Here is a 22515-nt window from a genome sequence, read left to right on the forward strand (position 1 = left end):
ACAAAAATGATCGTTCGGCTTATTTTTAGACAACATGACGCGTTTCTCGCCCGCGTAGTCGATTCTTTACGCATTCATGGCCTTAAACCACACGACTGCCCGTGGTTGTGCGTTGAGGAATCAGGGCAGAGTGGTAGAATGTCAGCCACTTTTTGTTAATTGATAGCGACGTTTTTCGGCGTTGCGTTATTAAGGTTGCACCCAGATGAAAATCAAAACCCGTTTTGCCCCAAGCCCGACCGGCTATCTGCACGTCGGTGGCGCCCGTACCGCGCTTTATTCCTGGCTCTTTGCCCGCAACCTGGGCGGCGAGTTTGTGCTGCGTATCGAAGATACCGATCTCGAGCGTTCCACTCAGGAAGCAATCGACGCGATTATGGATGGCATGAACTGGCTGAATCTGGACTGGGATGAAGGCCCGTATTTCCAGACCAAACGTTTTGACCGCTACAATGCAGTTATTGATGAGATGCTGGAAAACGGCACCGCGTATAAATGCTATTGCTCTAAAGAACGTCTGGAAGCGCTGCGTGAAGAACAAATGGCCAATAACGAGAAGCCTCGTTATGACGGTCGTTGCCGCGACAGCCACGAACATCACGCTGCCGATGAGCCGTGCGTGGTGCGTTTTCGTAACCCGCAGGAAGGTTCTGTCATCTTTGATGACCAGATCCGCGGCCCGATCGAATTCAGCAATGACGAGCTCGATGATCTGATCATCCGCCGTACCGACGGTTCCCCGACCTATAACTTCTGCGTTGTGGTTGATGACTGGGATATGGAAATCACTCACGTTATCCGTGGCGAAGATCATATCAACAATACCCCGCGTCAGATCAACATCCTGAAAGCGCTGGGCGCACCGGTACCGGTTTACGCGCACGTTTCCATGATTCTGGGCGACGACGGTAAAAAACTGTCCAAACGCCACGGCGCGGTCGGTGTAATGCAATACCGCGACGACGGCTATTTGCCGGAAGCGCTGCTGAACTATCTGGTGCGTCTGGGCTGGTCTCATGGCGATCAGGAAATTTTCAGCCGCGACGAAATGAAAGCGCTGTTCTCACTGGAGAACGTCAGCAAATCTGCCAGTGCGTTTAACACTGAAAAACTGCAATGGCTGAACCATCACTACATCAATACGATGGATCCGCATTACGTGGCGACCCATCTGCTGTGGCATGTGGAGCAGGCCGGTATCGAAACCCGTAACGGCCCGCAGCTGTTCGAAATCGTGACCCTGCTGGGCGAGCGCTGCAAGACGCTGAAAGAGATGGCAGAATCCTGCCGTTACTTCTACGAAGACTTTGCAGAGTTTGATGCCGATGCGGCGAAGAAACACTTACGTCCGGTTGCGCGTCAGCCGCTGGAAGTCGTTCGCGGCAAACTGGCTGCGATCACTGACTGGACTGCTGAGAACATTCACCATGCTATTCAGGGCACGGCGGATGAACTGGAAGTCGGGATGGGTAAAGTCGGCATGCCACTGCGCGTTGCGGTAACAGGTGCAGGTCAGTCTCCAGGTGTTGACGTGACCGTCCACGCTATTGGCCAGAGCCGTGTGCTGGCGCGTATCGATATGGCGTTAGCCTTTATTGCTGAGCGCGAAACACAAGCTCAGTAATCGCTGTTAAAAAGCGATAAAAAAAGCCAGCTCGGGAAACCGGCTGGCTTTTTTACTTTCTGCGAAACGCTCGCGTGAAAACGTCTTAATTAACGTTGTTCAGTTGCAGGAGCCTGAGCGGTAGGGCGGTAGGCGAGGAAGTACATCAGCCCGACGAAACCAGCGCCACCGACAGCGTTACCGAGGAATACGGCCACGAAGTTCGGGAAATACTGAGACCAGCTCAGCGCACCAGCAAAAATAGCGGCTGGAACGATGAACATATTCGCCACCACGTGCTGGAAGCCGATGGCCACGAACGCCATGACCGGGAACCACATACCGATCACTTTGCCGCCGACTTCTTTACTGGCGAAGGCCAGCCAGATTGCCAGACATACCAGCCAGTTACAGCCGATACCGGAAATGAATGCGTGCATAAAGTCAGCGTTCACTTTCGCGGTGGCAGTGGCAACGGTTTTGCTCAGGAAGGCGCCTTCCGTCAGGCCCAGAACGTGGCCGAAGAAATAGGCCACTGCCAGGCTGCCCAGCAGGTTAGCGACAGTCACCCAAAACCAGTTACGCAGAACGGCGTAAAGACTGATCTGACGCGCGAACCAGGCGATAGGTAAGGTCATCATGTTACCGGTCAGCAGTTCTCCCCCTGCTAATACCGTCAGTATGATGCCCACCGGGAAGACTGCCGCGCCCAGCAAGTTACTGAATGAACCCCAGGATGCAGGTAACGTCCCTATTACGTGCAGATCCAGCAGGAATCCGGTGGCGATGAATGCGCCAGCCAGGAAGCCCAAAATTAACAAATTCAACACGGAAGCATGGCTTTTATTAACGCCCGCCGTGACAGCGATGGATGCGATTTCTTTAGGTGAATACAAGGACATGGGAGTGCTCGAATGTAGTGAGTTATGATTATTGCGCGAGCAGTCTATTCTGAGATTTATCTCAAAACAAGACGATTTTCATAGTCTGCTAACATTCCATTAATTATTCAGACATAGATGTTAAGAAAATGCGTAGCGAGATCAGAAAGCTAGGAAAAACGCGGGCTGGCGGCCAAATTGTAAAACAATGCATCCGGCTAAAAATTTGCTTCATGGCAGCGGATTTTTCCCTGCGAAATGGGGTATTTGGCGGCTTTTTCAGCGCTTGAATTCAGAAACGGATTTAGCCGTTGACAGGGGTAGCGACGTTTCATATTATGCGCCCCGTTCACCCGTTTTTACGGGCATGAATTGGGGGTATAGCTCAGCTGGGAGAGCGCTTGCATGGCATGCAAGAGGTCAGCGGTTCGATCCCGCTTATCTCCACCAACTTCCTTTCCAGAGCAAGTTGGCTGTTTCCTTACCAGGGGAAACAAAAGAAGTAAAATGTGGACTACCTCGTGTGGGGGTATAGCTCAGCTGGGAGAGCGCTTGCATGGCATGCAAGAGGTCAGCGGTTCGATCCCGCTTATCTCCACCAAATATTAGAGAAACCCGCTTCGCGGGTTTTTTGCTTTCTGCGATCCGGTGATTTCCTCACGTTCTGTTTATCCCTGAATTACCGCCATAAAAAAACCCGCCGAAGCGGGTTTCTTAGTCTTTCAGTCGTTTGCTTGCTTACGCCAGTACCAGACCCGCGATAGAAGCAGACAACACGCTGACCAGCGTTGAGCCGTACAGCAGTTTCAGGCCGAAGCGTGAAACCACGTTGCCCTGGTGCTCGTTCAGGCCTTTGATCGCGCCGGCAACGATACCGATAGAGGAGAAGTTTGCGAAAGACACCAGGAACACGGACAAGATGCCCACGCCGCGTGGTGACAGTTCGGTCGCAACTTTCTGCAGATCCAACATCGCAACGAATTCATTGGAAACCAGTTTGGTTGCCATGATGCTGCCTACCTGCAAGGCTTCGTGGCTTGGTACGCCCATCATCCATGCGAATGGATAGAAGACATAACCCAGCACGCCCTGGAAGCTGATGCCGAATACGACGTCGAACAACGCATTCAGGCAGGAAATCAGTGCGATGAAACCAATCAACATGGCTGCAACGATGATAGCCACTTTGAAACCGGCCAGGATGTATTCACCCAGCATTTCAAAGAAACTCTGACCCTGGTGCGTGTTACCGATTTGCAGGTCTTCTTCTGAATCAACTTTATAAGGGTTGATCAACGACAGTACGATGAAAGTACTGAACATGTTGAGCACCAGCGCAGCAACAACAAAGCGCGGTTCCAGCATGGTCATGTACGCACCCACAATCGACATAGAAACCGTCGACATGGCTGTGGCTGCCATGGTGTACATACGTTTTTCAGACATTTTGCTCAGAATATCTTTATACGCGATAAAGTTTTCTGACTGGCCCAAAATCAGGGAGCTGATGGCGTTGAAAGATTCCAGTTTTCCCATGCCATTAATTTTCGACAGAACCGTACCGATAATACGGATGACGAAAGGCAGTACGCGAATGTGCTGTAAAATACCGATCAGTGCAGAGATAAACACGATCGGACACAAGACTTTCAAGAAGAAGAACGCTAATCCTTTATCGCTCATGCCTCCAAATACGAAGCCGGTCCCTTCCGCAGCGAATCCTAATAATTTCTCAAACAAGTCTGAGAAGCCTTTCACAAAACCTAAACCTATTGAAGAGTTCAGGAAGAAATAGGCTAATAAGACTTCGATGACCAAAAGCTGAACAATGAAACGTAAACGGATATTCTTCCGGTCACGGCTCACCAGTAAAGCGAGTGCAGCGACAACGGCCAACGCTAATACAAAGTGCAATATTCGGGACATGGGTGCTCCAAATTAGAGGCAGGCTATATTTCGACGGACATTTTATGTAACGCGTACATTTAAAACGTGAAGTCGATTGCAAATATAGAAATTACAAACACGAATTGCAACAAATCGCGGCCTATCACACAAAAAATCAAGATGTTAATAAAACTAAGCACAATTAGCTTTCCTGTGCTAGTTTTATCATGTGCCGTAATGCGTTCTGAATCTGGCCTGTAAATGTCTGTTTTAGGAAAGTGCGCTGCGTCTGGCTTTCTGAAGTCGGGTGAGCGATTCACCTTTCAGTTATCACCCTCTCGCTTACTGCTACTGCCTATCAGAGTAATTACTCAGATCATTCTAAATGCACTTGATAATCATTATCAATTAGATATGATTGATGTAAGCGTAATAATTGTAAGGGTTAACTAACTATGCTGAACAGCCGGGCCGAATCCTCAGGCCGCGCGTCCAGAAAGATGAAGCTTTCACTGATGGGGCCAGCTTTTATTGCCGCCATCGGTTATATCGATCCGGGCAACTTTGCGACTAACATTCAGGCCGGTGCCTCTTATGGCTATCAGTTGCTGTGGGTGGTGGTCTGGGCCAACGTCATGGCGATGTTGATCCAGTTGTTGTCTGCCAAACTCGGTATTGCAACCGGTAAAAATCTCGCCGAACATATCCGTGACCGCTTCCCTCGTCCGGCCGTGTGGGCTTACTGGGTGCAGGCGGAAATTATCGCCATGGCCACCGATCTTGCTGAATTCATTGGTGCTGCGATCGGCTTCAAATTGCTTCTCGGCGTATCGCTGTTACAAGGCGCGGTGCTGACCGGGATTGCCACCTTTATTATCCTCGGGCTGCAAAAGCGTGGGCAAAAGCCGCTGGAACTGGTGATAGCCGGTTTACTGCTTTTTGTCGCAGCGGCTTATATTGTCGAATTGTTCTTCTCGCAGCCAAGCATGATGGCGCTCGGTAAAGGGATGCTGATCCCCTCGCTGCCGACGGCGGATTCCGTCTATCTGGCTGCTGGTGTCCTCGGTGCGACCATCATGCCGCACGTCATTTATCTGCACTCTTCGCTGACCCAGCGGGGCGGCAAGGCATCTAAAGCGCAGCGTTATTCCGCCACCAAACTGGATGTCGGCATTGCCATGACCATTGCCGGTTTCGTGAATCTGGCGATGATGGCAACCGCTGCTGCCGCGTTCCATTTCAGCGGACACAGCGGGATCAGTGAACTCGATGAAGCCTATCTGACCCTGCAACCCTTGCTCGGTCACGCCGCTGCGACCACTTTTGGTCTGAGCCTGGTGGCGGCGGGGTTATCGTCGACAGTGGTCGGCACACTGGCCGGACAGGTGGTGATGCAGGGCTTTGTGAAATTCTACATTCCGCTGTGGGTGCGCCGTACGGTCACCATGATGCCGTCATTTATTGTGATTTTGATGGGATTAGACGCCACACGTATTCTGGTCATGAGCCAGGTATTGCTGAGCTTCGGGATTGCGCTGGCGCTGTTGCCGCTGCTGGCCTTTACCGGTAACCGCAGCCTGATGGGCGATATGGTCAACACCAAAACCGTGCAGTGGGCAGGGCGGCTGATTGTACTGATAGTCGTCAGCCTCAACCTTTATCTGCTGATCGGCATGTTGAAATAGCGTCCGGACACACGTCAGGCAATAAAAAACGGGACAGCGCAAACTGTCCCGTTTTTGTTTCTGTTCAGTGGCGATGATCGCCGTGACCGCCACGATGATCGTCGTGGCCGCGTCCTTTATCATGTCCGTGACCGTGACCGTGACCGTGACCGTGACCGTGACCGTGACCGCGCCCGTGGTCATTATGCGGACGCCCATGGTCGCCATGATAATAATGCGGCGGTGGCATCGGGCGACGCGGCGGATGGCGCTGATCCCACCAGCCCTGATCGCGCCAGCGGTAACCATCCCAGTAATGACCACGCGGCCCACGGTAACCATAATGGTGACCGCGATAGCTATTCCACCAGCCAGGATTACGCCAGTCGTAGCCGTCCCAGTAATAACCCCGGTTATCTCGGTCACCGATATTGATGGAAAGGCCCGGCGTATTCAGGCTGAAGCTGCTGGCCTGCACGGTGGGTACCGCCGCAGGGAGCAGGGCAAAGAACAATGTGGCGAATAATACTGGCTTTAACATGAGCGGCCCCAGATTCCTTATAATTTATGCTGACAGTTATAAGGTGAAGCGGGCACGGGTTCTATTGCTTACAATCCTGTTTTGAATGATTTACGCGCCTTAACGCAAAGCTTACACACTCTCCATAAAGGCGCGTTTTTTGCTCATTTGGGTAAGCGTTTACACCAAAATGCCTTCGATTGATGCCAGCTCTTCCGCGCTGAACTGGCGGTTGGCGATCATGCCCACCGCATCATCAATCTGGCTGGTTTTACTGGCACCAATCAGCACAGAGGTCACGCGGTCGCCGCGCAGAACCCACGCCAGCGCCATCTGCGAAAGCTTCTGACCGCGTGCTTGGGCAATCTCATTAAGCTTACGCACTTTCTCCAGCTTTTCTTCGGTCAGCTGATCGGTGGTCAGGAATTTACTGTCGCTGGCGGCTCGTGAATCTTGTGGAATGCCTGCCAGATAACGGTCTGTCAGCACGCCGCCCGCCAGTGGCGAGAAGGCGATTGAACCCACACCATTATCAGCCAGCGTATCCAGCAGATCCGCTTCTACCCAGCGCTCAAACATGGAATATTTCGGCTGATGGATCAGGCACGGCGTGCCGAGATTTTTCAGGATGTCGAAGGCTTTTTTGGCGCGATCAGCCGGATAATTCGATAAACCGACATACAGCGCTTTGCCCTGACGCACGATCAAATCCAGCGCTGCCATGGTTTCTTCCAGCGGCGTGTCCGGATCAGGGCGGTGATGATAGAAAATATCCACGTACTCCAGACCCATGCGTTTCAGGCTCTGGTTCAGACTGGCGACCAGATATTTTTTCGAACCCCAGTCACCATAAGGGCCGTCCCACATGGTGTAACCGGCTTTGGAAGAGATGATCAGCTCATCGCGATAAGGCAGTAAATCTTCCTGCAGGATGCGGCCAAAATGCTGTTCCGCAGATCCCGGAGGGGGGCCGTAGTTATTGGCGAGGTCGAAATGGGTGATCCCGTGGTCGAAAGCATGGCGGATCAGTTTCCGGCCATTCTCAAAATGGGCGTTATCGCCGAAGTTGTGCCACAGGCCGAGTGAAACGACAGGCAGTTTTAAACCGCTCTGGCCGCAGCGACGGTATTCCATATTTTCGTAACGGGTTGGACTGGCTTGATACACCATGTGAGTCCTTATAATAAATTCAGGAGTGAACAGAAGGTTAACAATGTCATAAAAAAACGATTTTAGTGTATGCGCTTTCACAAGCATTTCCAGCTATTCAGATCACATCCGGAACAATCCTTAAGCTCATGGTGGTTGATAACCGTGACTATTCTTCCTGCGTATTACCGTAACTGCTGAATAACGCGCCCTGCGTTAATGCAGTGCAGGGCTGTAACTCTGCGTTTCCATTATCTGTTTCGGATAATAAATATCCTATTTTCCGAAATAGAGTAATACTTCAGTTAGTGGGATTAACTGTTTACTCTATTTTTAACAGAGGATCGTCATGGAAAATGAATACACCGTAGGTGACTATCTTTTAGACCGCTTGTCATTTAGCGGGATCTCCGAACTGTTTGGCGTGCCGGGTGATTACAACCTGAAATTCCTCGACAGCGTCATTAACCATCAGCAAATCACCTGGGTTGGCTGTACCAATGAATTAAATGCTGCATATGGCGCAGATGGCTATGCGCGTACCAAAGGGATTGCGGCATTGCTGACCACCTTCGGTGTCGGCGAGCTGAGTGCGCTGAACGGCATTGCCGGCAGTTACGCCGAATATGTGCCGGTGGTGCATATCGTCGGCGCACCGGCGCTGACGTCACAGCGTAAAGGCGAGTTGCTGCATCACACGCTGGGCGATGGCGAATTTAGCCACTTTATGCGGATGTCAGAACCGGTCAGCGTGGCGCAGGCTTCCCTGACGCCGGAAAATGCGCTGACCGAAATCGACCGCGTCATCGAAGAAGTGATGTACACCTCGCGTCCGGGATATCTGTTGCTGCCAAGCGATGTCGCCGCGCTGCCGGTCAGCACCAGAGCGCATCCGCTGCCGGCAAGACAGCCACCTTTCTCTCCTTCCTCTCTTGAAGCTTTTGTTGCCGCGGCGGAAAAGCATCTGCGGGGAGCCAAACGCGTTTCATTACTGGCGGATTTTCTGGCAGACCGTTTTAAAGTGAAAAAGGCGCTGGAACAATGGATGGAAGACGTGCCGCTCGCGCATTCCACATTGCTGATGGGTAAAGGTTTATTCAACGAACAGCAGGCACACTTTGCCGGGACTTACTCGGGAGCCGCCAGCGCACCATCAACCAGAGAAGCGATTGAAGGAGCGGATGTGGTGATTACCGTCGGCGTGAAATTCACCGACACCATCACCGCTGGTTTTACCCAGCAACTTCCGTCCGGTAAATGCATCGACCTCCAGCCCTTTTTTGCCCGTGTAGGTGATCAGATCTTCCACCAGTTGCCGCTCGAAAAAACGGTCAGTGTGATGCACCGGCTTACCGCCGAACTGGGCTGCGGTTCAGCGTCCTACGCCGTTAAACGTAACACCCTGCCTTTGTCGCACGATAACAGCCTCGGGCAATATGCCTTCTGGCAACAGATTCAGGATTTACTGCAACCGGGCGACGTGCTGGTTGCCGAACAGGGCACCGCCTGTTTCGGTGCTGCGGCGCTGAATCTGCCACAAGATTGCCAGTTCGTTGTCCAGCCATTGTGGGGTTCCATTGGCTTTACGCTGCCTGCCGCGTTTGGTGTACAGATTGCCGTACCGGATCGCCGCGTGGTGCTGCTGATCGGCGACGGTTCTGCGCAACTGACCCTTCAGGGATTAGGTGCCGCCATCCGTTACGGTCTGCCCCCGATTGTTTTTGTGATTAATAACGACGGCTACACCGTCGAGCGGGCGATCCACGGCGAAACCCAGCGTTATAACGACATCGCGCAGTGGAACTGGACCCAGTTCCCGGCGGCGTTTGGCGGCAAAGAGGTGTTCAGCGCGCGGGCAGAGTCGCCGCAGGCGCTGAAGGACGCGATTGAAAAGGCCACCGCGCAGCGTCAGATGGCCTGGATAGAAGTGGTTCTGCCGAAAATGGATATCCCTGAGCTGCTGAATTCTGTCACCAAATCGCTGGCAAAGCGTAACTCAGGGCAGTAAATCTGTTTCCGGTAACGGCGGGTCAATGAGCTGGTCGATGAACCAGGACCCCGCCGGACCGGGCTGATTGTTCTTACTCCATACCGCATCCACCGAGATCTGCTTCGGCCAGCCGCGCATCGGCAGGCTGACCAGTTTGTCATGTCCGAACTGCTTCACCAGCCAGTGCGGCAACGTCGCCCAGCCAAATCCCTGTTCCGCCATTTCCAGCAGCATCAGATAACTAGGCGCTGACCAGATTTGCCCCTGCGCCCGGGGCATTTCCCGGCGGCTGTAAGGTTGCAGACAGAGCTGGCGAAAGGTGTTTAATTGCTCCGGTTGCAGGTCAGTCATTTTTGCCAGCGGATGCTCGCGGCTGCAAAAAATCGACATATCCGTTTGCTCCGGCAGGCGCGCCACACCAATATCCGGCGGATAACTCGCCTGCACTTCAACCATGCCGATATGCGCGCGGCCTGACTGCAACAGGTCGATCACGTCCTGGTCTTCGGCTATCTGACACTCAAATTCAATATCCGGATACCGGCGCTCAAAGCGGCGCAGCAGCGCTTCGTGATGGGTCGGCTGATAAGTGTCGGACAGCACAAACGTCAGGCGGGTTTCCACCTGCGTTGATAAGCGTACCGCCAGTTCATCGAGCCGTTCGCTGGCGGCCAGAATGGCCTGAACGTGGCTCAGCACGCGCTGTCCGGCAGGAGTCAGCACCGGATGCCGGCTCTGGCGGTCAAATAATGTGACGCCTAAATCTACTTCCAGATTGGCAATTGCCGTGCTGACGGTGGACTGACTTTTGCGCAGCTTACGCGCTGCCGCTGAAAACGATCCGGCATCGGCGGCTTCGACAAAGGCTATCAGGGCTTCCGGGGAATAACGCATAAGATGATCCTTTGATTTCAATCCATCTATTTTATCGATACTTTCTATCTTTTACCTATCTCATTTAGTGATGATAATGACCGCCTGTGACAGCCGTCACGTAGCATTTAACGTAACAACAATCAGGAATCGGGCAGGTTTTTATGTCTAAGCAAACACGGAATATCTCTCAGAAAACATTCGGCGAACGCATCTTCCATGCGGTAGGTTTTGAAACCCTCGCCGTGCTGATTTCAGCGCCGGCCGCCGCCTGGGCGCTGAACAAACCGGTCTGGGAAATGGGCGCACTGGCAATCATGCTGTCAACGACAGCGATGGTCTGGAACATCGTCTATAACAGCCTGTTTGACAAATTCTGGCCGGTTTCCCGTGTGGTGCGGACATTTAAAATCCGCGTGGCGCACGCGCTGGGCTTCGAAGGCGGATTTATCATAATTGGTCTGCCGATTGCCGCGCTGTGGCTGGGTATCGGACTGCTGGACGCCTTTATGCTGGAAATCGGGTTCTTCCTGTTCTTCCTGCCGTATACCGTGGCGTACAACTGGGTTTACGACACACTCCGTCAGCGCTGGATGAACCGTCGTCTGGCAGCAGAGGATTGCCCGGCTAAACAGTAATTCTCATTGCCGTAAAGCAGCACAAAAAAGCCCGCCGACATTTTCTTTGTCCGCGGGCTTTTTGTCGGTTATGGTTTTGGCATCCGGAAAATACAGGGCGTCAAGATGAAAACGTTAGGGCTGATTGGCGGTATGAGCTGGGAATCCACCGTACCGTATTACCGCATGATCAATGAGCATGTGAAACAGCAACTGGGCGGCCTGCATTCGGCCAAACTGTTTCTCTACAGCGTCGATTTTTATGAAATCGAAAAGCTGCAAATGACCGGTGACTGGCAGCAGGCGGGTGAAATTCTCGGTAACGCCGCGAATTCACTGGCGCGCGCTGGCGCGGACGTTATCGTCGTGTGTACCAACACCATGCATAAAGTCGCGGACGATATCGAACGCATCGGTGGCCTGCCGCTGCTGCATATCGCCGATGCGACGGCTGAAAAAATCAAAGGGCAGGGCCTGCGTAAAATCGGCCTGCTCGGCACGCGGTTCACCATGGAACAGGATTTCTATCGCGGACGTTTGCAGGAAAAGCATCAGATTGACGTGGTGACGCCGGACGAAGCCGACCGGGCGATTGTCCACCGCATCATTTACGAAGAGCTGTGTCTGGGCATGATTAAGGAGGATTCCCGCGAGGAATATCGCCGGATTATTAGTAAATTAGAACAGCAGGGCGTGGAAGGGATCATTCTTGGATGTACCGAAATCACCCTGCTGGTCGGTGCAGAAGACGCGAGCGTACCGGTCTTCGACACCACCGCCATTCATGCGCTGGCGGCGGCGGAATTTGCGTTAAAACAGGATTAATCTTCTTCTGTGATCTGCCGGTTCAGCCGCTGTTTTGCGATCTGCATCAGCGGCTTACCGGCCAGCATCAGCCAGGCTGGCAGCATGACAATGCACAGCAATGGCAACAGTTTCAGCCCCGGCACCACGGCGGCCGCCATAAACAGACTCAGCCAGCCGTCGCGTGTCACCACCAGCACCATCCCCATTACCGCACATGAAACCGTCACTGCTGCGGGCACATCCGGTGCGTACTGATGCAACATCAACCCGAGCGATACCCCGACAAATACTGCCGGGAAAATGCGCCCGCCACGAAAACCACAGGCGGCAGCGACCACTAATGCCGCGAGTTTGGTGAGCGTAATCGCCAGCAGAGGTCCCATCTCAAACAGCTGATTGGAATGTGCCAGCTCTTTCATTTCATCCAGACCTTTGAACAGCGTGATTTCTCCGCCGATCAGCGCCAGCAGACCCAGCACAAAACCGCCCAGGCCGAGACGTAATATCGGATTCTGAATCGTATTGAACAGCCGGTGCATATGCGGGAACAGCCACACGGCGATCATCCCCAGAGCGATGGCGATCAGCACCACGACGGAGCCACTGAAAATGTCGATCAGGCTGGAAGAATCATAAGAAGGAATGCTGAGCGAGAAATCCGGCTGGAAGAACTGATCGGTGGTCAGCGCACCGGCACCGGCGGCAAGCAAAGGGGCAAACAGGCGATCCCACAACGGCACATCTTTATTGGTACCGAGGGTTTGCGAGAAAATCAGCGCCGCCGCGACCGGCGTGCCAAACAGTGCGCCGATAGTCCCGGCTGCGGCCAGAATGACCCAGTCAGTGGTCGGCACTTTAGGCATCAGGCGTCCACCCAGCCACGCCACCAGTGCGATATTAATCACCGTGACCGGATGTTCCGGCCCCAGACTGACGCCGCCGGCCAGTCCGACCATCAGCGCCAGCGCCAGACCCGGTAATGCGTTAACCGCCACCGGCGCGCCAATCAGCGATTCAGTGGCCGGATCCGGCCCTGCGTGGCCTGGCATATACTTGATAATCGCGCCAACACCGATGCCGGTGAGCGTCAGCATAAACAGTGTCCAGCTGGCAGACTCCGTATTCACCTGTAAAACGGCGGGAATGTGTTGCCACAGCAGGTTTTGCAATGCACCGGCGATCATCATGAGAAAGACCAGAATCAGGCTGGACAGCACCCCGATAATGACGGCGGGCAGGGCGAAAGCCAGCATAATTCTGGCGCGAGGATGAAACATGCAAGAATTTCCTTATTTATCGTTATCGCTTTGTTTGCCCTAATAGCTTAGATGAATCCTGGCGAAGTCTGTTTGCGGACGCTCAACATTATTTTGTGTGACATACCGCATAAATGTGCGCGGGTTCAAAACTGCGTTGCAGCGTATAGCAATTACCGCTATTTTGCCCACACGAAACTGTAAGCTTTGCCCCACGGGCGGGGTTTCGCCAGTCGCTTTAATTGATGAAGACAACTTACATCTGCGTGTCTGGCAGCGTACTCTTTAGCGCAGCATAACGAATTTACTTTTGCGGAGATTAACATGACCAAATACTCCCTGGTGGGCGATGTCGGGGGCACTAACTGCCGTCTGGCGCTTTGTGCGCTGGACAGCGGCGAGATTTCGCAGGCGAAGACCTTCTCCGGGCTGGAATATGACAGCCTCGAAGCCACAGTCCGTGAGTATCTTACTGAGCAAAAACAGGAAATTGAAGATGCCTGCATCGCCATTGCCTGCCCGATCACCGGCGACTGGGTGGCAATGACTAACCACACCTGGGCATTCTCCATTGCAGAAATGAAGAAAAGTTTAGGTCTGCAACATCTGGAAGTGATCAACGATTTCACCGCCGTCTCGATGGCGATCCCGATGTTGAAAGAAGAGGATTTATTGCAGTTCGGCGGTAAAAAAGCGCAGGACGGAAAACCGGCTGTGATCTATGGCGCCGGTACCGGTCTGGGTGTCGCGCATCTGATCCACGCTAACAAGCAGTGGCTTAGCCTGCCGGGCGAGGGCGGTCATGTTGATTTCGCACCGAACAGCGAAGAAGAAGACATTATTCTTGAGCAGCTACGTACCGAAATGGGCCACGTATCTGCCGAGCGGATCCTTTCCGGTCCGGGGCTGGTGAATCTTTATCGCGCTATCGTGAAATCGGACGACCGCGTGCCGGAAAACTTCAAACCGAAAGACGTGACCGAACTGGCACTGTCTGATGAGAACGTCGACTGCCGCCGCGCGCTGTCGCTGTTCTGTGTGATCATGGGACGTTTCGGTGGCAATCTGGCGCTGAACATGGGGACATTTGGCGGTGTATACATCGCTGGCGGCATTGTTCCGCGCTTCCTCGAATTCTTCAAAGCGTCCGGTTTCCGCGCCGCATTTGAAGATAAAGGCCGCTTCAAAGATTACCTGATGGATATTCCGGTATTCCTGATCACCCACGATCAGCCAGGGTTGCTGGGTGCAGGTGCGTACTTACGTCAGTCAATTGGTATGACGATCTAAGTTTTGCTCCTCCCCATCGCAGGGGAGGAGCAAACTCCCATCATTATTGCTTTGCTGACTTTAATTCCCGCGGTAAGTCGAGAAGCCGTAAGGACTGACAAGCAGAGGAATGTGATAGTGAGGCACTGAGCCATCCGCTTTAAAAATAACGGGGATTTCCGGGAAAAATGAAGCGGTATGGTGCTTTTCAAACCATTCGCCAGTTTTGAACGTTACCCGATAATTCCCTTTCTCCATCACATTTTCATTGGGATACAGCGCCGGAATTCTTCCTTGTTCGTTGGTTACTCCGCTGCTCAACTGCACCCATTTGTTACCTTCCTGCTTCTCGAGCGATACGCTTACACCCTGTGATGGCAGCCCGTTTTGCAGGTTCAGAACGTGGACGCTAAGAGGGTTCGCTGCATACGCAGACGTCAGACACAGAGCATTGATAATACCGGCGAGTAATAATTTCTTTTTAAACATATGTTCGTCCTTTTGAACTCAATGTTATTTGTTAATAACGCAGAATATTTTGCAGAGCTATATTTGAGTTTTTCTCATCACAGATATGAGAAAGTACGAAATATCCTCTGTCTTGACGAAACAAAGTCTACTGATTACTGGCTAACCTGAGGATGACGGGTTGATGACATTTTTGTAATAATTCAGAGTCAGACGCAAAAAAATAACGCCCTCCGTCTCAGACCCCGTCAGGCCCCCATCAGAACCGCATTAACTGCCTGAATTCTTTCACCTTGCTGCGACTCACCGGTACTTCGAAATCTAAATCGCTTAAGCGCAAAATATAGGTATTGTTGAACCAGGGTACGATCTCGCGGATTTTTGACAGGTTCACGCAATATGAGCGATGGCAGCGGAAAAAATGTTCCTCCGGCAGCCGGTTGCACAATTCGGTGATATTCATCGGCATGGTGAATTCTTCTTTGCGGGTATAGACCTGCGTCACCTTTTCCTGCGCGGCGGCGTAATAAATATCGTTGATATCCGTCACAATAATCCGCTCGTCTTTGATCAGATTAATACTGTGACTCACCCGCTGCGCGTTGCCGGTTACAGGCGGGATCCCTTCCTGTTTCTCTCCGGTCTCTTTACCAGCCAGTTCTTTATCACGGCGAAAATGCGACTCCAGCTTTTGCAGCATAGTGACAATACGTGACTCATGATAAGGCTTGAGAATGTAATCAAACGCTTCGATTTCAAAGGCTTCTGCAGCGTGTTCTTTATAGGCGGTGATGAAAACGATATAAGGTTTATGGGCAAATTTACTGATATTTTGCGCCAGTAAAACGCCGTCGAGCGAAGGAATGCTGATATCGAGAAAAATCGCATCCACTTCATGCGATTGCAGATATTTAAGCACGTCCAGTCCGTCATCAAATATTGCTTCAACCTGAATGCTGCTGTGCGTATTGATCAGATAACTCAGCTCTTCCTGAGCCGGTACTTCATCTTCGACGATAATTGCTTTCACTGAATTATCTCCCTGGTGCGGTGGCCCGAAAGGCGGGCGGGTAAAACGAAAAACGCCCTGCGGATCAGGCTATCTGGCTCTGTATGGCCGCCGTGACTTTCGCAGGAGCGTGAGTAATAACAAAAGAAATATCGGTGCCCGGCTCCAGTCGCCGGATGGTCAGACCCTGCCCGTATAACAACGAAACGCGGTGATGCACATTCAGCAGGCCGATTTTATTACCGGGCATTTCATTGCGTGCCACGCGGTCAATGGTTTCCTGATTAATGCCATGGCCGGTGTCTTTCACGGAAACTTTAATCCCCTCAGCCTGATGCTTAACTGAAATCACCACCACGCCTTTTCCGCTGCATTTCTGAATGCCGTGAACAATCGCGTTTTCTACCAGTGGCTGGATCAGCAGACTGGGAATTTTCACCGAAATATCGTCATCAATGTCATAAATCACCGTCAGTTTGCTGCCAAAACGCGCCTGTTCGATGGCGATGTAATCCTGTATCTGATGCAGTTCTTTACGCAGGTCGATCAGCTCGTCATTCAGTTCCAGGTTGTAGCGCAGATAGCGGGAAAGATTGATGATCAGCTGACGCGCCACGTCAGGGCGGGCGCGGATCGACGATGAAATCGCATTCAGCGCGTTAAACAGGAAATGCGGGTTTATCTTGCTCTGCAATGCGCGCATTTCCGCTTTATTGGCCATTTCGCGCAGTTGTTCAGTACGTGAGACTTCCATCTGCGTGGACATTATTTGCGACAGCCCGATGGCCATCACTTTCAGCGAATACGTAATACGGTGCGGGTCACAATAATAAATTTTCAGCGAGCCGGTCACTTCGCCTTTTTCCCACAGGGGAATAATAATCAGCGAGTGGATCTGCGGCGTGCGATCCATTTCATCATTGTTTCTGACCGTGATCTCGCCGCTTTCCAGTGTGGCTTTGGTCATCTCACTCAGCGATTCATGACCGATATTGTATTCATCCGCGCCCACGCCGACGTATGCCAGTATGTTTTTAGTATCCGTGATAGCCACCGCATCGGCATCGATATCCTCGCGGATAATGCGGCAGATGCTGGCCAGGGATTCGGCGTTGATATTTCGGCCTTCGATATTACGGCCGTCTATATTACGGAAATAGGGCAGCGTTTTATTGGCGATATCCAGTGCCAGCCGCGCCTGTCGTGCGGCGATGACTTCCTTTTCATCTTCGACGCTTTGCACCAGTAATACAATCAGGCCGATGGAACTGCTCCGAGGATCAGCGGTGCGGCGATATTCATGACGATATCCAGTCCGAGCGAAAATGGGCGTGCCATCAGCAGAATCAGCACCATGGTCAGTGTTTCGCACAGCATTCCGGCGATGATCCCGACTTTCCAGTGCAGCGCTTTTTTGACTTTTTTGTTGATGTAACCGGAAAGGAAACCGGCAGTAATACTGGTGATCAGGCACGGAATTGACGTCGGTCCGTGAATGTCGATGAGAAAACGGTGCGTGCCTGAAATCAGGCCGGTGATAATCCCGACCCAGGGGCCGAACAAGATCCCGCCGGACATAATGGCGATGGTGCGTACGTTAATCAGCGAGCCTTCGACGTTGATCCCGGAAAGCGTACCGAAAATCGCAAACAGCGAGAAAATGGCGGTCACCGCCGCCAGCTCCAGCGGCGTGTGGCTCTCGTTTTCTTTATGCAGCAGTTTACGGAACAGCGTGGTACGCGTGAGGAAAAACAGACAAATGAGCATCAGCGCCGCGCGGTCAAAGACCGCCAGCAACATATCGAAAATGTGAGGCATAGCAGATTAACTCTTTGCGCGCCGTAAAGATAAGCGTGCCAAATGGATTCAGCCGTTATTATATGTAAAAGGTCAGACTTTCACCATCGGCAGACACAGGAGAGCCAACCGAGATGATTTCGTTATCCACGCCGCGGCTGATTATGCAGCCGATCCAGGTTGACGACTGGGCATTTTTCTTGCGGTTGTATCAGACGCCGGAGGTGATGCGTTTTATCGGCGATATCGAGATGCCCGCTCAGGTTCATACCCGTTTTGAACAGCGGCTGGGCAACTGGGATCGCTATTGCGATTTTTGGTTATGCTTGCTGATCCGCGAAAAAGAGACCGGCGCCGCCGTGGGGCTGACCGGATTCTTCCCGGACTGGCGGCCTTATAAACAGGGCGAAGTGGGGTTTATTCTCGCGCCCGAGCATCAGCGTAAAGGCTACGCGGTGGAATCCCTGCGTGAAGTGCTGAACTTTGCTTTTGAGCACTGCGGATTTCACCGCCTGCAGGCCAACGTACTGGAAGGCAATGACGGTTCGCGCCGCGTGCTGGAGAAATGCGGTTTTCAGATGGAAGGGCGTTTGCGCGACAGTTACCGGATTGGCGACGAGTGGAAGAACGACTGGCTGCTGGGGCTGCTGGCAACTGATCCGCGTCCGTAAAAAAAAACGCTCAGTATCTCGACAGCTGTTTTTCTCTGCGTTATGTTCGTTGAAGGCCGCAACGCGGCCAGCGTCGCTCGGACGGTCCGGGCGCTTACGTATCCCAGAGGAAATTATGGCTGATTCCAGTTCACCACGTCGTTTTTCACGTATTGATCGTCTTCCCCCTTATGTTTTCAACATCACCGCTGAACTGAAAATGGCCGCACGCCATCGCGGCGAAGACATTATTGATTTCAGCATGGGCAACCCTGACGGCCCGACACCGCCGCACATTGTGGAAAAAATGGTGCAGGTTGCGCAGCGCGAAGATACCCACGGTTACTCAACGTCACGCGGTATTCCGCGTCTGCGTCGTGCGATTTCCCGCTGGTACGCCGATCGTTATCAGGTGGAGATCGACCCGGAAAGCGAAGCTATCGTCACCATCGGTTCGAAAGAAGGTCTGGCGCATCTGATGCTGGCGACCCTGGATCATGGCGATACCGTTCTGGTGCCAAACCCAAGTTATCCGATCCACATTTACGGCGCAGTGATCGCCGGTGCTCAGGTGCGATCCGTGCCGCTGGCAGAAGGTGTGGATTTCTTTGCTGAACTGGAAAAAGCCATTCGCGAAACCATTCCTCGTCCGAAAATGATGATCCTCGGCTTTCCGTCCAACCCGACGGCGCAATGCGTAGAGCTGGACTTCTTCGAACGCGTGGTCGCGCTGGCCAAACAATACAACGTGCTGGTTATTCACGATCTGGCCTACGCGGATATCGTGTACGACGGCTGGAAAGCGCCGTCGATCATGCAGGTGCCGGGCGCGAAAGATATTGCGGTAGAGTTCTTCACCCTGTCGAAAAGCTACAACATGGCGGGCTGGCGTATCGGCTTTATGGTCGGCAATCCTGAGCTGGTCAGCGCGCTGGCGCGTATCAAAAGTTATCACGATTACGGGACGTTCACGCCGTTACAGGTTGCTGCGATTGCCGCGCTGGAAGGCGATCAGCAATGTGTGAAAGACATCGCCGAGCAATACCGTCAGCGTCGTAATGTGCTGGTGCGCGGGCTGCATGAAGCGGGCTGGATGGTGGAAAACCCGAAAGCGTCGATGTATGTCTGGGCAAAAATCCCGCCGGCGTATGCGCATTTAGGTTCGCTGGAGTTCGCCAAACGCCTGCTGTCTGACGCGAAAGTCTGCGTGTCTCCGGGCATCGGTTTTGGTGATTACGGTGATACGCACGTCCGTTTCGCGCTGATCGAAAATCAGGATCGTATCCGTCAGGCCATTCGCGGTATCAAAGCGATGTTCCGTGCTGACGGTTTACTGGCCCCGAAAAAAACCAGCAGTGAACCGCCGGTTGGGCCGGATCCTTCTGTCGGCGCATAAGTCGCCTCAGCAAATCAGACCGGGCTTTGGCCCGGTTTTTTTTATCTCTGTGCTTTAACTTCTTTATCCTTATCGCCCGGCCTTATCCACAAAGTCTGCGTAATTCCTCTCTATACTCACTCTGTCACTTTTGATTTCGCCTTTAATATCCTCCGGCCAGGAAATTGCTCATGAAAAACCGTTATTCGCTGTCGCAAATAAGCCTGCACTGGGCAACCTTACTGATGATTATTCTGACGTATACCGCGATGCTGACCCGCGACTATTTTCCGGAAGATAACCAGCCGCTGGTGCGATTACTGCATTTTAATTTCGGGATTTGCGTCTGGCTGCTGATGTGGGTGCGTGTGTTCCTGCGTACCCGTTTTGCCACGCCCGTTATCACGCCGCCTTTGCCACGATGGCAGATTGCGGCATCGCACGCGGTACATGGCGTGTTGTATCTGTTATTTCTCTCGCTGCCCGTGCTGGGCGTGCTGACGCTGGAATTTGGCGGACGTGACTGGGTATTGTTTGGCTGGCAGGTGCCGCAGTTCGTGACGCCGGATCCTTCCGTGCGCAGCACGGTTAAACAGATTCATGTGTTTCTGGCGAACTGCGGTTATTACCTGATTGGCTTACATGCGCTGGCAGCGATTTATCATCATTACTTCCGTAAAGATGACACCCTGTTACGCATGACGCCTTAACGGCGGGTTCACCGGCAGAGATCCTGCCGGTGACTGGCGGATAAATCAGTTTTCATCCTGCTGGTAATGCACCACGCGACGCTTCCCTTCGATCTGGATATCCGCCCATTTGCGCGGCGCGGGTTTAACTTCACCGTTGCGCAGTGCCTGGATCAGCGTCTCTTTATCTTTTTCCTGATACAGATAAAGTTCACCGCTTTGCGCCCACTGTCCGGCCTGCTTCGCGTAAACCCGGCAGTTGACGGAAGGCGCATCCAGCGTATTACAGAGCAGGATTTCTTTCTGTCTGTCACTGTTAAGATCCAGCGTGTTGACGATACACACGCCCTGAACGCTCAGACAATCGCGTAGTGTGTTGCGATATTGTTCCAGCGCAGGAAGACCTTTCCACCAGCCGTCATCCGGCTGCACTGCGCCTTTCGCCAGCGTGATCATCTTTTTCGCCTCCTCAACACGATAATTTTTAGCCAGTGCATCGGCCTCTTTATCATTGTATGAGCCCCAGCGTGAGGTCATTGCCAGGGTATTTTTCACCGTGGCAAGCAGGCGCGGATCAGCGGTAAATGCAGGATGTTGCAGCAGTTTCGCCAGCGCCTCATTGCCACGACGGCCGGTTTCAAAGCGCAGTAATTTGAGATCAAAATCTTTCGCCTGCGTTTTACCGCTGTCGAGCCGTGCAATCTGACTGTTCACACTGATACGGTAAGGATCGAGCAGCGGGCTGTTGACCGCGATAACCAGCAATACAACTAACAATGACAGCGGTTTATTGAACTGATTCAGACGTGACAGCCAGTCCGGGCGTTTATCGAAAACGGAAGAACTGTAGCAAAGCGACGCTGTCAGCGTGATCGCAATAATCACCACCGCCCACAGGCGCTGCGGCGTCCAGCCGTATTGCGAGACGCGAAGACCGGTAGAATACAGCGCCAGCGCGGCATAAACCGGCAGCAGCAGGATGGCTGCATTGACCAGCCAGCGGACAGCCTGCGGATAAGGTTTCACGCCGCTGTCCGTTTCGCGCACGACGTTCACCAGCACCAGCAGACTCAGCGCCATAATGGTCAGCAGACTGGCGGCGGACCAGGTTTTCGACAACGCCGTCAGACCGGTGAACGGCAGGGCGAACAGGAAGATCAGCGCAACGAACGCCACCAGAGGCAGCAGGCCTTTGAGAATGAAACGGATAATATTGCGGGTGGTGTTCATCAGCGCCGGTTGTGTGCGGCAGGTGATGATGCTTATCCCCAGCAGCAGCCCGAAAACCAGATGCATAAACAGTGGCGTATCGAAAAACAGCGCGTGGAAGTATTCAATGCCAATCACCCGGAACAGGGCAGCGCACAACGCCAGTACACCGACGGTCAGCAGCATCAGCAGGAAAGTGAGCATTGCACACAGCATATTCTGGCTGTAGCAGGCGGCAAGATGGGCGTACCGGTAACGGTTCTGCGCCGGGAACGTCTGCACCTGTAACCAGGGCAGCACAAAAAATACCATCACCACCAGCGAAAGGTTAAACGGCACCATCACCGAATCTGCCGGTGTGCCGGTCACATTACTTTTCACCCACGTTGCCAGCCCTGCCAGCAGCAAGGTAATCAACCCCATTGCGCCCCAGAACCGGCGGTCATTCAGCCGTACCAGCGACAACGAAATCAGCACCGGTAATGTGAATGCCATAGTCTGGCCGTAAATATTGTGGGAGAAAGCCGACCGCGTGACCGCCTGGCTGTCTGAGAAAAAGTAATACAGCAAAAGTCCCTGCAGCAGGCAGACAACCATAATAAGCCAGCGGGAGGGAACGGGCAGTGGGGGCAAACTGAGGCCGGCCCGATTGAACTGAGACATCCGTGACTCTCCGAAAGTGTAAGAGGAAGTAAGGGTAAAAACGTACGCCAGTGTAATGGGTTCCGTGTTCCTGTGCAGAAAACTCTTTTCCGGGGCAGGGTGCGCATTTTGTGAGCATCACCACATAACTGGCAAAATC

Annotated in this window: 17 protein-coding genes, 2 tRNA genes and 3 pseudogenes; 11 read left to right on the forward strand and 11 right to left on the reverse strand. The window is 52.8% G+C overall.

Features of this window, described 5'->3' with window-relative positions; all coding sequences use genetic code 11:
* The first annotated feature begins 205 nt into the window (after positions 1–205).
* Positions 206–1624 (forward strand): glutamate--tRNA ligase, encoded by a 1419-nt coding sequence (gene gltX, locus UC15_RS21165; protein WP_112290728.1) that lies wholly within the window; start codon positions 206–208, stop codon positions 1622–1624.
* Between the two features lie 89 nt (positions 1625–1713).
* On the opposite strand, the gene UC15_RS21170 is transcribed toward gltX, so the two are convergent.
* On the reverse strand, positions 1714–2505 hold the full coding sequence (locus tag UC15_RS21170; RefSeq protein WP_112290730.1) for a formate/nitrite transporter family protein: 792 nt from the start codon (positions 2503–2505) through the stop codon (positions 1714–1716).
* Between the two features lie 353 nt (positions 2506–2858).
* On the opposite strand from UC15_RS21170, the gene UC15_RS21180 reads away from it, so the two are divergent.
* Positions 2859–2934, forward strand: a tRNA-Ala gene (locus UC15_RS21180).
* A 75-nt stretch (positions 2935–3009) separates the two neighbouring features.
* Positions 3010–3085, forward strand: a tRNA-Ala gene (locus UC15_RS21185).
* Positions 3086–3222: 137 nt separating this feature from the next.
* On the opposite strand, the gene UC15_RS21190 is transcribed toward UC15_RS21185, so the two are convergent.
* The gene (locus UC15_RS21190; protein ID WP_112290733.1) at positions 3223–4410 is read right to left on the reverse strand and encodes a NupC/NupG family nucleoside CNT transporter; all 1188 of its coding nucleotides are present in this window, start codon (positions 4408–4410) and stop codon (positions 3223–3225) included.
* A gap of 416 nt (positions 4411–4826) precedes the next feature.
* On the opposite strand from UC15_RS21190, the gene UC15_RS21195 reads away from it, so the two are divergent.
* Positions 4827–6056: an Nramp family divalent metal transporter gene (locus UC15_RS21195; protein ID WP_112290734.1), complete on the forward strand. Its 1230-nt coding sequence runs from the start codon at positions 4827–4829 to the stop codon at positions 6054–6056.
* Between the two features lie 64 nt (positions 6057–6120).
* Here the strand turns inward: UC15_RS21195 and UC15_RS21200 are convergent, their stop codons facing one another.
* Together UC15_RS21200 and mgrA are read right to left on the reverse strand one after the other, a co-directional pair.
* Entirely contained in the window at positions 6121–6576 is a 456-nt protein-coding gene (locus UC15_RS21200; protein ID WP_112290736.1) for a DUF2502 domain-containing protein, read from the reverse strand.
* Between the two features lie 159 nt (positions 6577–6735).
* Entirely contained in the window at positions 6736–7725 is a 990-nt protein-coding gene (gene mgrA / locus UC15_RS21205) for an L-glyceraldehyde 3-phosphate reductase (protein WP_112290737.1), read from the reverse strand.
* A gap of 328 nt (positions 7726–8053) precedes the next feature.
* Between mgrA and UC15_RS21210 the strand changes: the two genes are divergently transcribed.
* Positions 8054–9712, forward strand: a complete 1659-nt coding sequence (locus tag UC15_RS21210) for an alpha-keto acid decarboxylase family protein (RefSeq protein ID WP_112290739.1) — start codon at positions 8054–8056, stop codon at positions 9710–9712.
* Here UC15_RS21210 and UC15_RS21215 read toward each other — a convergent pair.
* Complete coding sequence (locus UC15_RS21215; RefSeq protein ID WP_112290740.1) at positions 9701–10588, reverse strand: LysR family transcriptional regulator; 888 nt, start codon at positions 10586–10588, stop codon at positions 9701–9703. The genes UC15_RS21210 and UC15_RS21215 overlap by 12 nt on opposite strands.
* A gap of 143 nt (positions 10589–10731) precedes the next feature.
* On the opposite strand from UC15_RS21215, the gene UC15_RS21220 reads away from it, so the two are divergent.
* Both UC15_RS21220 and UC15_RS21225 read left to right on the forward strand, forming a co-directional pair.
* Positions 10732–11205 carry a multidrug/biocide efflux PACE transporter gene (locus UC15_RS21220; RefSeq protein ID WP_112290742.1) on the forward strand — a complete coding sequence of 158 codons (474 nt, stop codon included), beginning with the start codon at positions 10732–10734 and terminating at the stop codon, positions 11203–11205.
* Positions 11206–11310: 105 nt separating this feature from the next.
* Complete coding sequence (locus UC15_RS21225) at positions 11311–12009, forward strand: aspartate/glutamate racemase family protein (protein ID WP_112290743.1); 699 nt, start codon at positions 11311–11313, stop codon at positions 12007–12009.
* Here UC15_RS21225 and UC15_RS21230 read toward each other — a convergent pair.
* Positions 12006–13268, reverse strand: a complete 1263-nt coding sequence (locus tag UC15_RS21230) for an ion channel protein (protein ID WP_112290745.1) — start codon at positions 13266–13268, stop codon at positions 12006–12008. The two genes, UC15_RS21225 and UC15_RS21230, sit on opposite strands and share 4 nt — an antisense overlap.
* 303 nt (positions 13269–13571) lie before the next feature.
* On the opposite strand from UC15_RS21230, the gene glk reads away from it, so the two are divergent.
* Entirely contained in the window at positions 13572–14537 is a 966-nt protein-coding gene (gene glk, locus UC15_RS21235) for a glucokinase (RefSeq protein ID WP_112290747.1), read from the forward strand.
* Between the two features lie 60 nt (positions 14538–14597).
* On the opposite strand, the gene uraH is transcribed toward glk, so the two are convergent.
* The 4 genes and pseudogenes from uraH to UC15_RS21250 form a co-directional block, all read right to left on the reverse strand.
* Positions 14598–15005, reverse strand: coding sequence for a hydroxyisourate hydrolase (gene uraH / locus UC15_RS21240; RefSeq protein WP_112290748.1), 408 nt, complete (start codon positions 15003–15005; stop codon positions 14598–14600).
* Positions 15006–15243: 238 nt separating this feature from the next.
* Positions 15244–15570, reverse strand: a pseudogene (locus UC15_RS26290) (LytTR family DNA-binding domain-containing protein); the annotation flags it as partial.
* Positions 15571–15656: 86 nt separating this feature from the next.
* Positions 15657–16014: pseudogene (locus tag UC15_RS26295) on the reverse strand (response regulator); the annotation flags it as partial.
* Positions 16015–16078: 64 nt separating this feature from the next.
* Positions 16079–17811, reverse strand: a pseudogene (locus tag UC15_RS21250) (ECF transporter S component).
* Positions 17812–17924: 113 nt separating this feature from the next.
* Between UC15_RS21250 and UC15_RS21255 the strand changes: the two are divergent.
* From UC15_RS21255 to UC15_RS21265, 3 genes are all read left to right on the forward strand, one after another.
* A complete protein-coding gene (locus tag UC15_RS21255; protein WP_112290751.1) occupies positions 17925–18461 on the forward strand; it encodes a GNAT family N-acetyltransferase in 537 nt (178 codons plus the stop codon).
* Between the two features lie 115 nt (positions 18462–18576).
* Complete coding sequence (gene alaC / locus UC15_RS21260; protein ID WP_112290753.1) at positions 18577–19836, forward strand: alanine transaminase; 1260 nt, start codon at positions 18577–18579, stop codon at positions 19834–19836.
* A 170-nt stretch (positions 19837–20006) separates the two neighbouring features.
* The gene (locus UC15_RS21265; RefSeq protein WP_112290754.1) at positions 20007–20525 is read left to right on the forward strand and encodes a cytochrome b; all 519 of its coding nucleotides are present in this window, start codon (positions 20007–20009) and stop codon (positions 20523–20525) included.
* Between the two features lie 45 nt (positions 20526–20570).
* Here UC15_RS21265 and UC15_RS21270 read toward each other — a convergent pair whose 3' ends face one another.
* Positions 20571–22208 carry a DUF4153 domain-containing protein gene (locus UC15_RS21270; RefSeq protein WP_232829961.1) on the reverse strand — a complete coding sequence of 546 codons (1638 nt, stop codon included), beginning with the start codon at positions 22206–22208 and terminating at the stop codon, positions 20571–20573.
* Positions 22209–22515 lie beyond the last annotated feature (307 nt).

The sequence above is a fragment of the Rahnella sp. AN3-3W3 genome (genome assembly GCF_003263545.1).
GTDB classification, from domain to species: Bacteria; Pseudomonadota; Gammaproteobacteria; order Enterobacterales; family Enterobacteriaceae; genus Rahnella; species Rahnella variigena.

What these genes read in the sequence shown, in the direction of transcription:
- UC15_RS21255 (WP_112290751.1), top strand. Translation starts at nt 17,925, where the DNA reads ATGATTTCGTTATCCACGCCGCGGCTGATTATGCAGCCGATCCAGGTT.
- alaC (WP_112290753.1), top strand. Translation starts at nt 18,577, where the DNA reads ATGGCTGATTCCAGTTCACCACGTCGTTTTTCACGTATTGATCGTCTT.
- UC15_RS21215 (WP_112290740.1), bottom strand. Translation starts at nt 10,588, where the DNA reads ATGCGTTATTCCCCGGAAGCCCTGATAGCCTTTGTCGAAGCCGCCGAT.
- glk (WP_112290747.1), top strand. Translation starts at nt 13,572, where the DNA reads ATGACCAAATACTCCCTGGTGGGCGATGTCGGGGGCACTAACTGCCGT.
- UC15_RS21270 (WP_232829961.1), bottom strand. Translation starts at nt 22,208, where the DNA reads ATGGCATTCACATTACCGGTGCTGATTTCGTTGTCGCTGGTACGGCTG.
- UC15_RS21200 (WP_112290736.1), bottom strand. Translation starts at nt 6,576, where the DNA reads ATGTTAAAGCCAGTATTATTCGCCACATTGTTCTTTGCCCTGCTCCCT.
- UC15_RS21195 (WP_112290734.1), top strand. Translation starts at nt 4,827, where the DNA reads ATGCTGAACAGCCGGGCCGAATCCTCAGGCCGCGCGTCCAGAAAGATG.
- UC15_RS21220 (WP_112290742.1), top strand. Translation starts at nt 10,732, where the DNA reads ATGTCTAAGCAAACACGGAATATCTCTCAGAAAACATTCGGCGAACGC.
- UC15_RS21230 (WP_112290745.1), bottom strand. Translation starts at nt 13,268, where the DNA reads ATGTTTCATCCTCGCGCCAGAATTATGCTGGCTTTCGCCCTGCCCGCC.
- gltX (WP_112290728.1), top strand. Translation starts at nt 206, where the DNA reads ATGAAAATCAAAACCCGTTTTGCCCCAAGCCCGACCGGCTATCTGCAC.
- uraH (WP_112290748.1), bottom strand. Translation starts at nt 15,005, where the DNA reads ATGTTTAAAAAGAAATTATTACTCGCCGGTATTATCAATGCTCTGTGT.
- UC15_RS21265 (WP_112290754.1), top strand. Translation starts at nt 20,007, where the DNA reads ATGAAAAACCGTTATTCGCTGTCGCAAATAAGCCTGCACTGGGCAACC.
- UC15_RS21225 (WP_112290743.1), top strand. Translation starts at nt 11,311, where the DNA reads ATGAAAACGTTAGGGCTGATTGGCGGTATGAGCTGGGAATCCACCGTA.
- mgrA (WP_112290737.1), bottom strand. Translation starts at nt 7,725, where the DNA reads ATGGTGTATCAAGCCAGTCCAACCCGTTACGAAAATATGGAATACCGT.
- UC15_RS21210 (WP_112290739.1), top strand. Translation starts at nt 8,054, where the DNA reads ATGGAAAATGAATACACCGTAGGTGACTATCTTTTAGACCGCTTGTCA.
- UC15_RS21170 (WP_112290730.1), bottom strand. Translation starts at nt 2,505, where the DNA reads ATGTCCTTGTATTCACCTAAAGAAATCGCATCCATCGCTGTCACGGCG.
- UC15_RS21190 (WP_112290733.1), bottom strand. Translation starts at nt 4,410, where the DNA reads ATGTCCCGAATATTGCACTTTGTATTAGCGTTGGCCGTTGTCGCTGCA.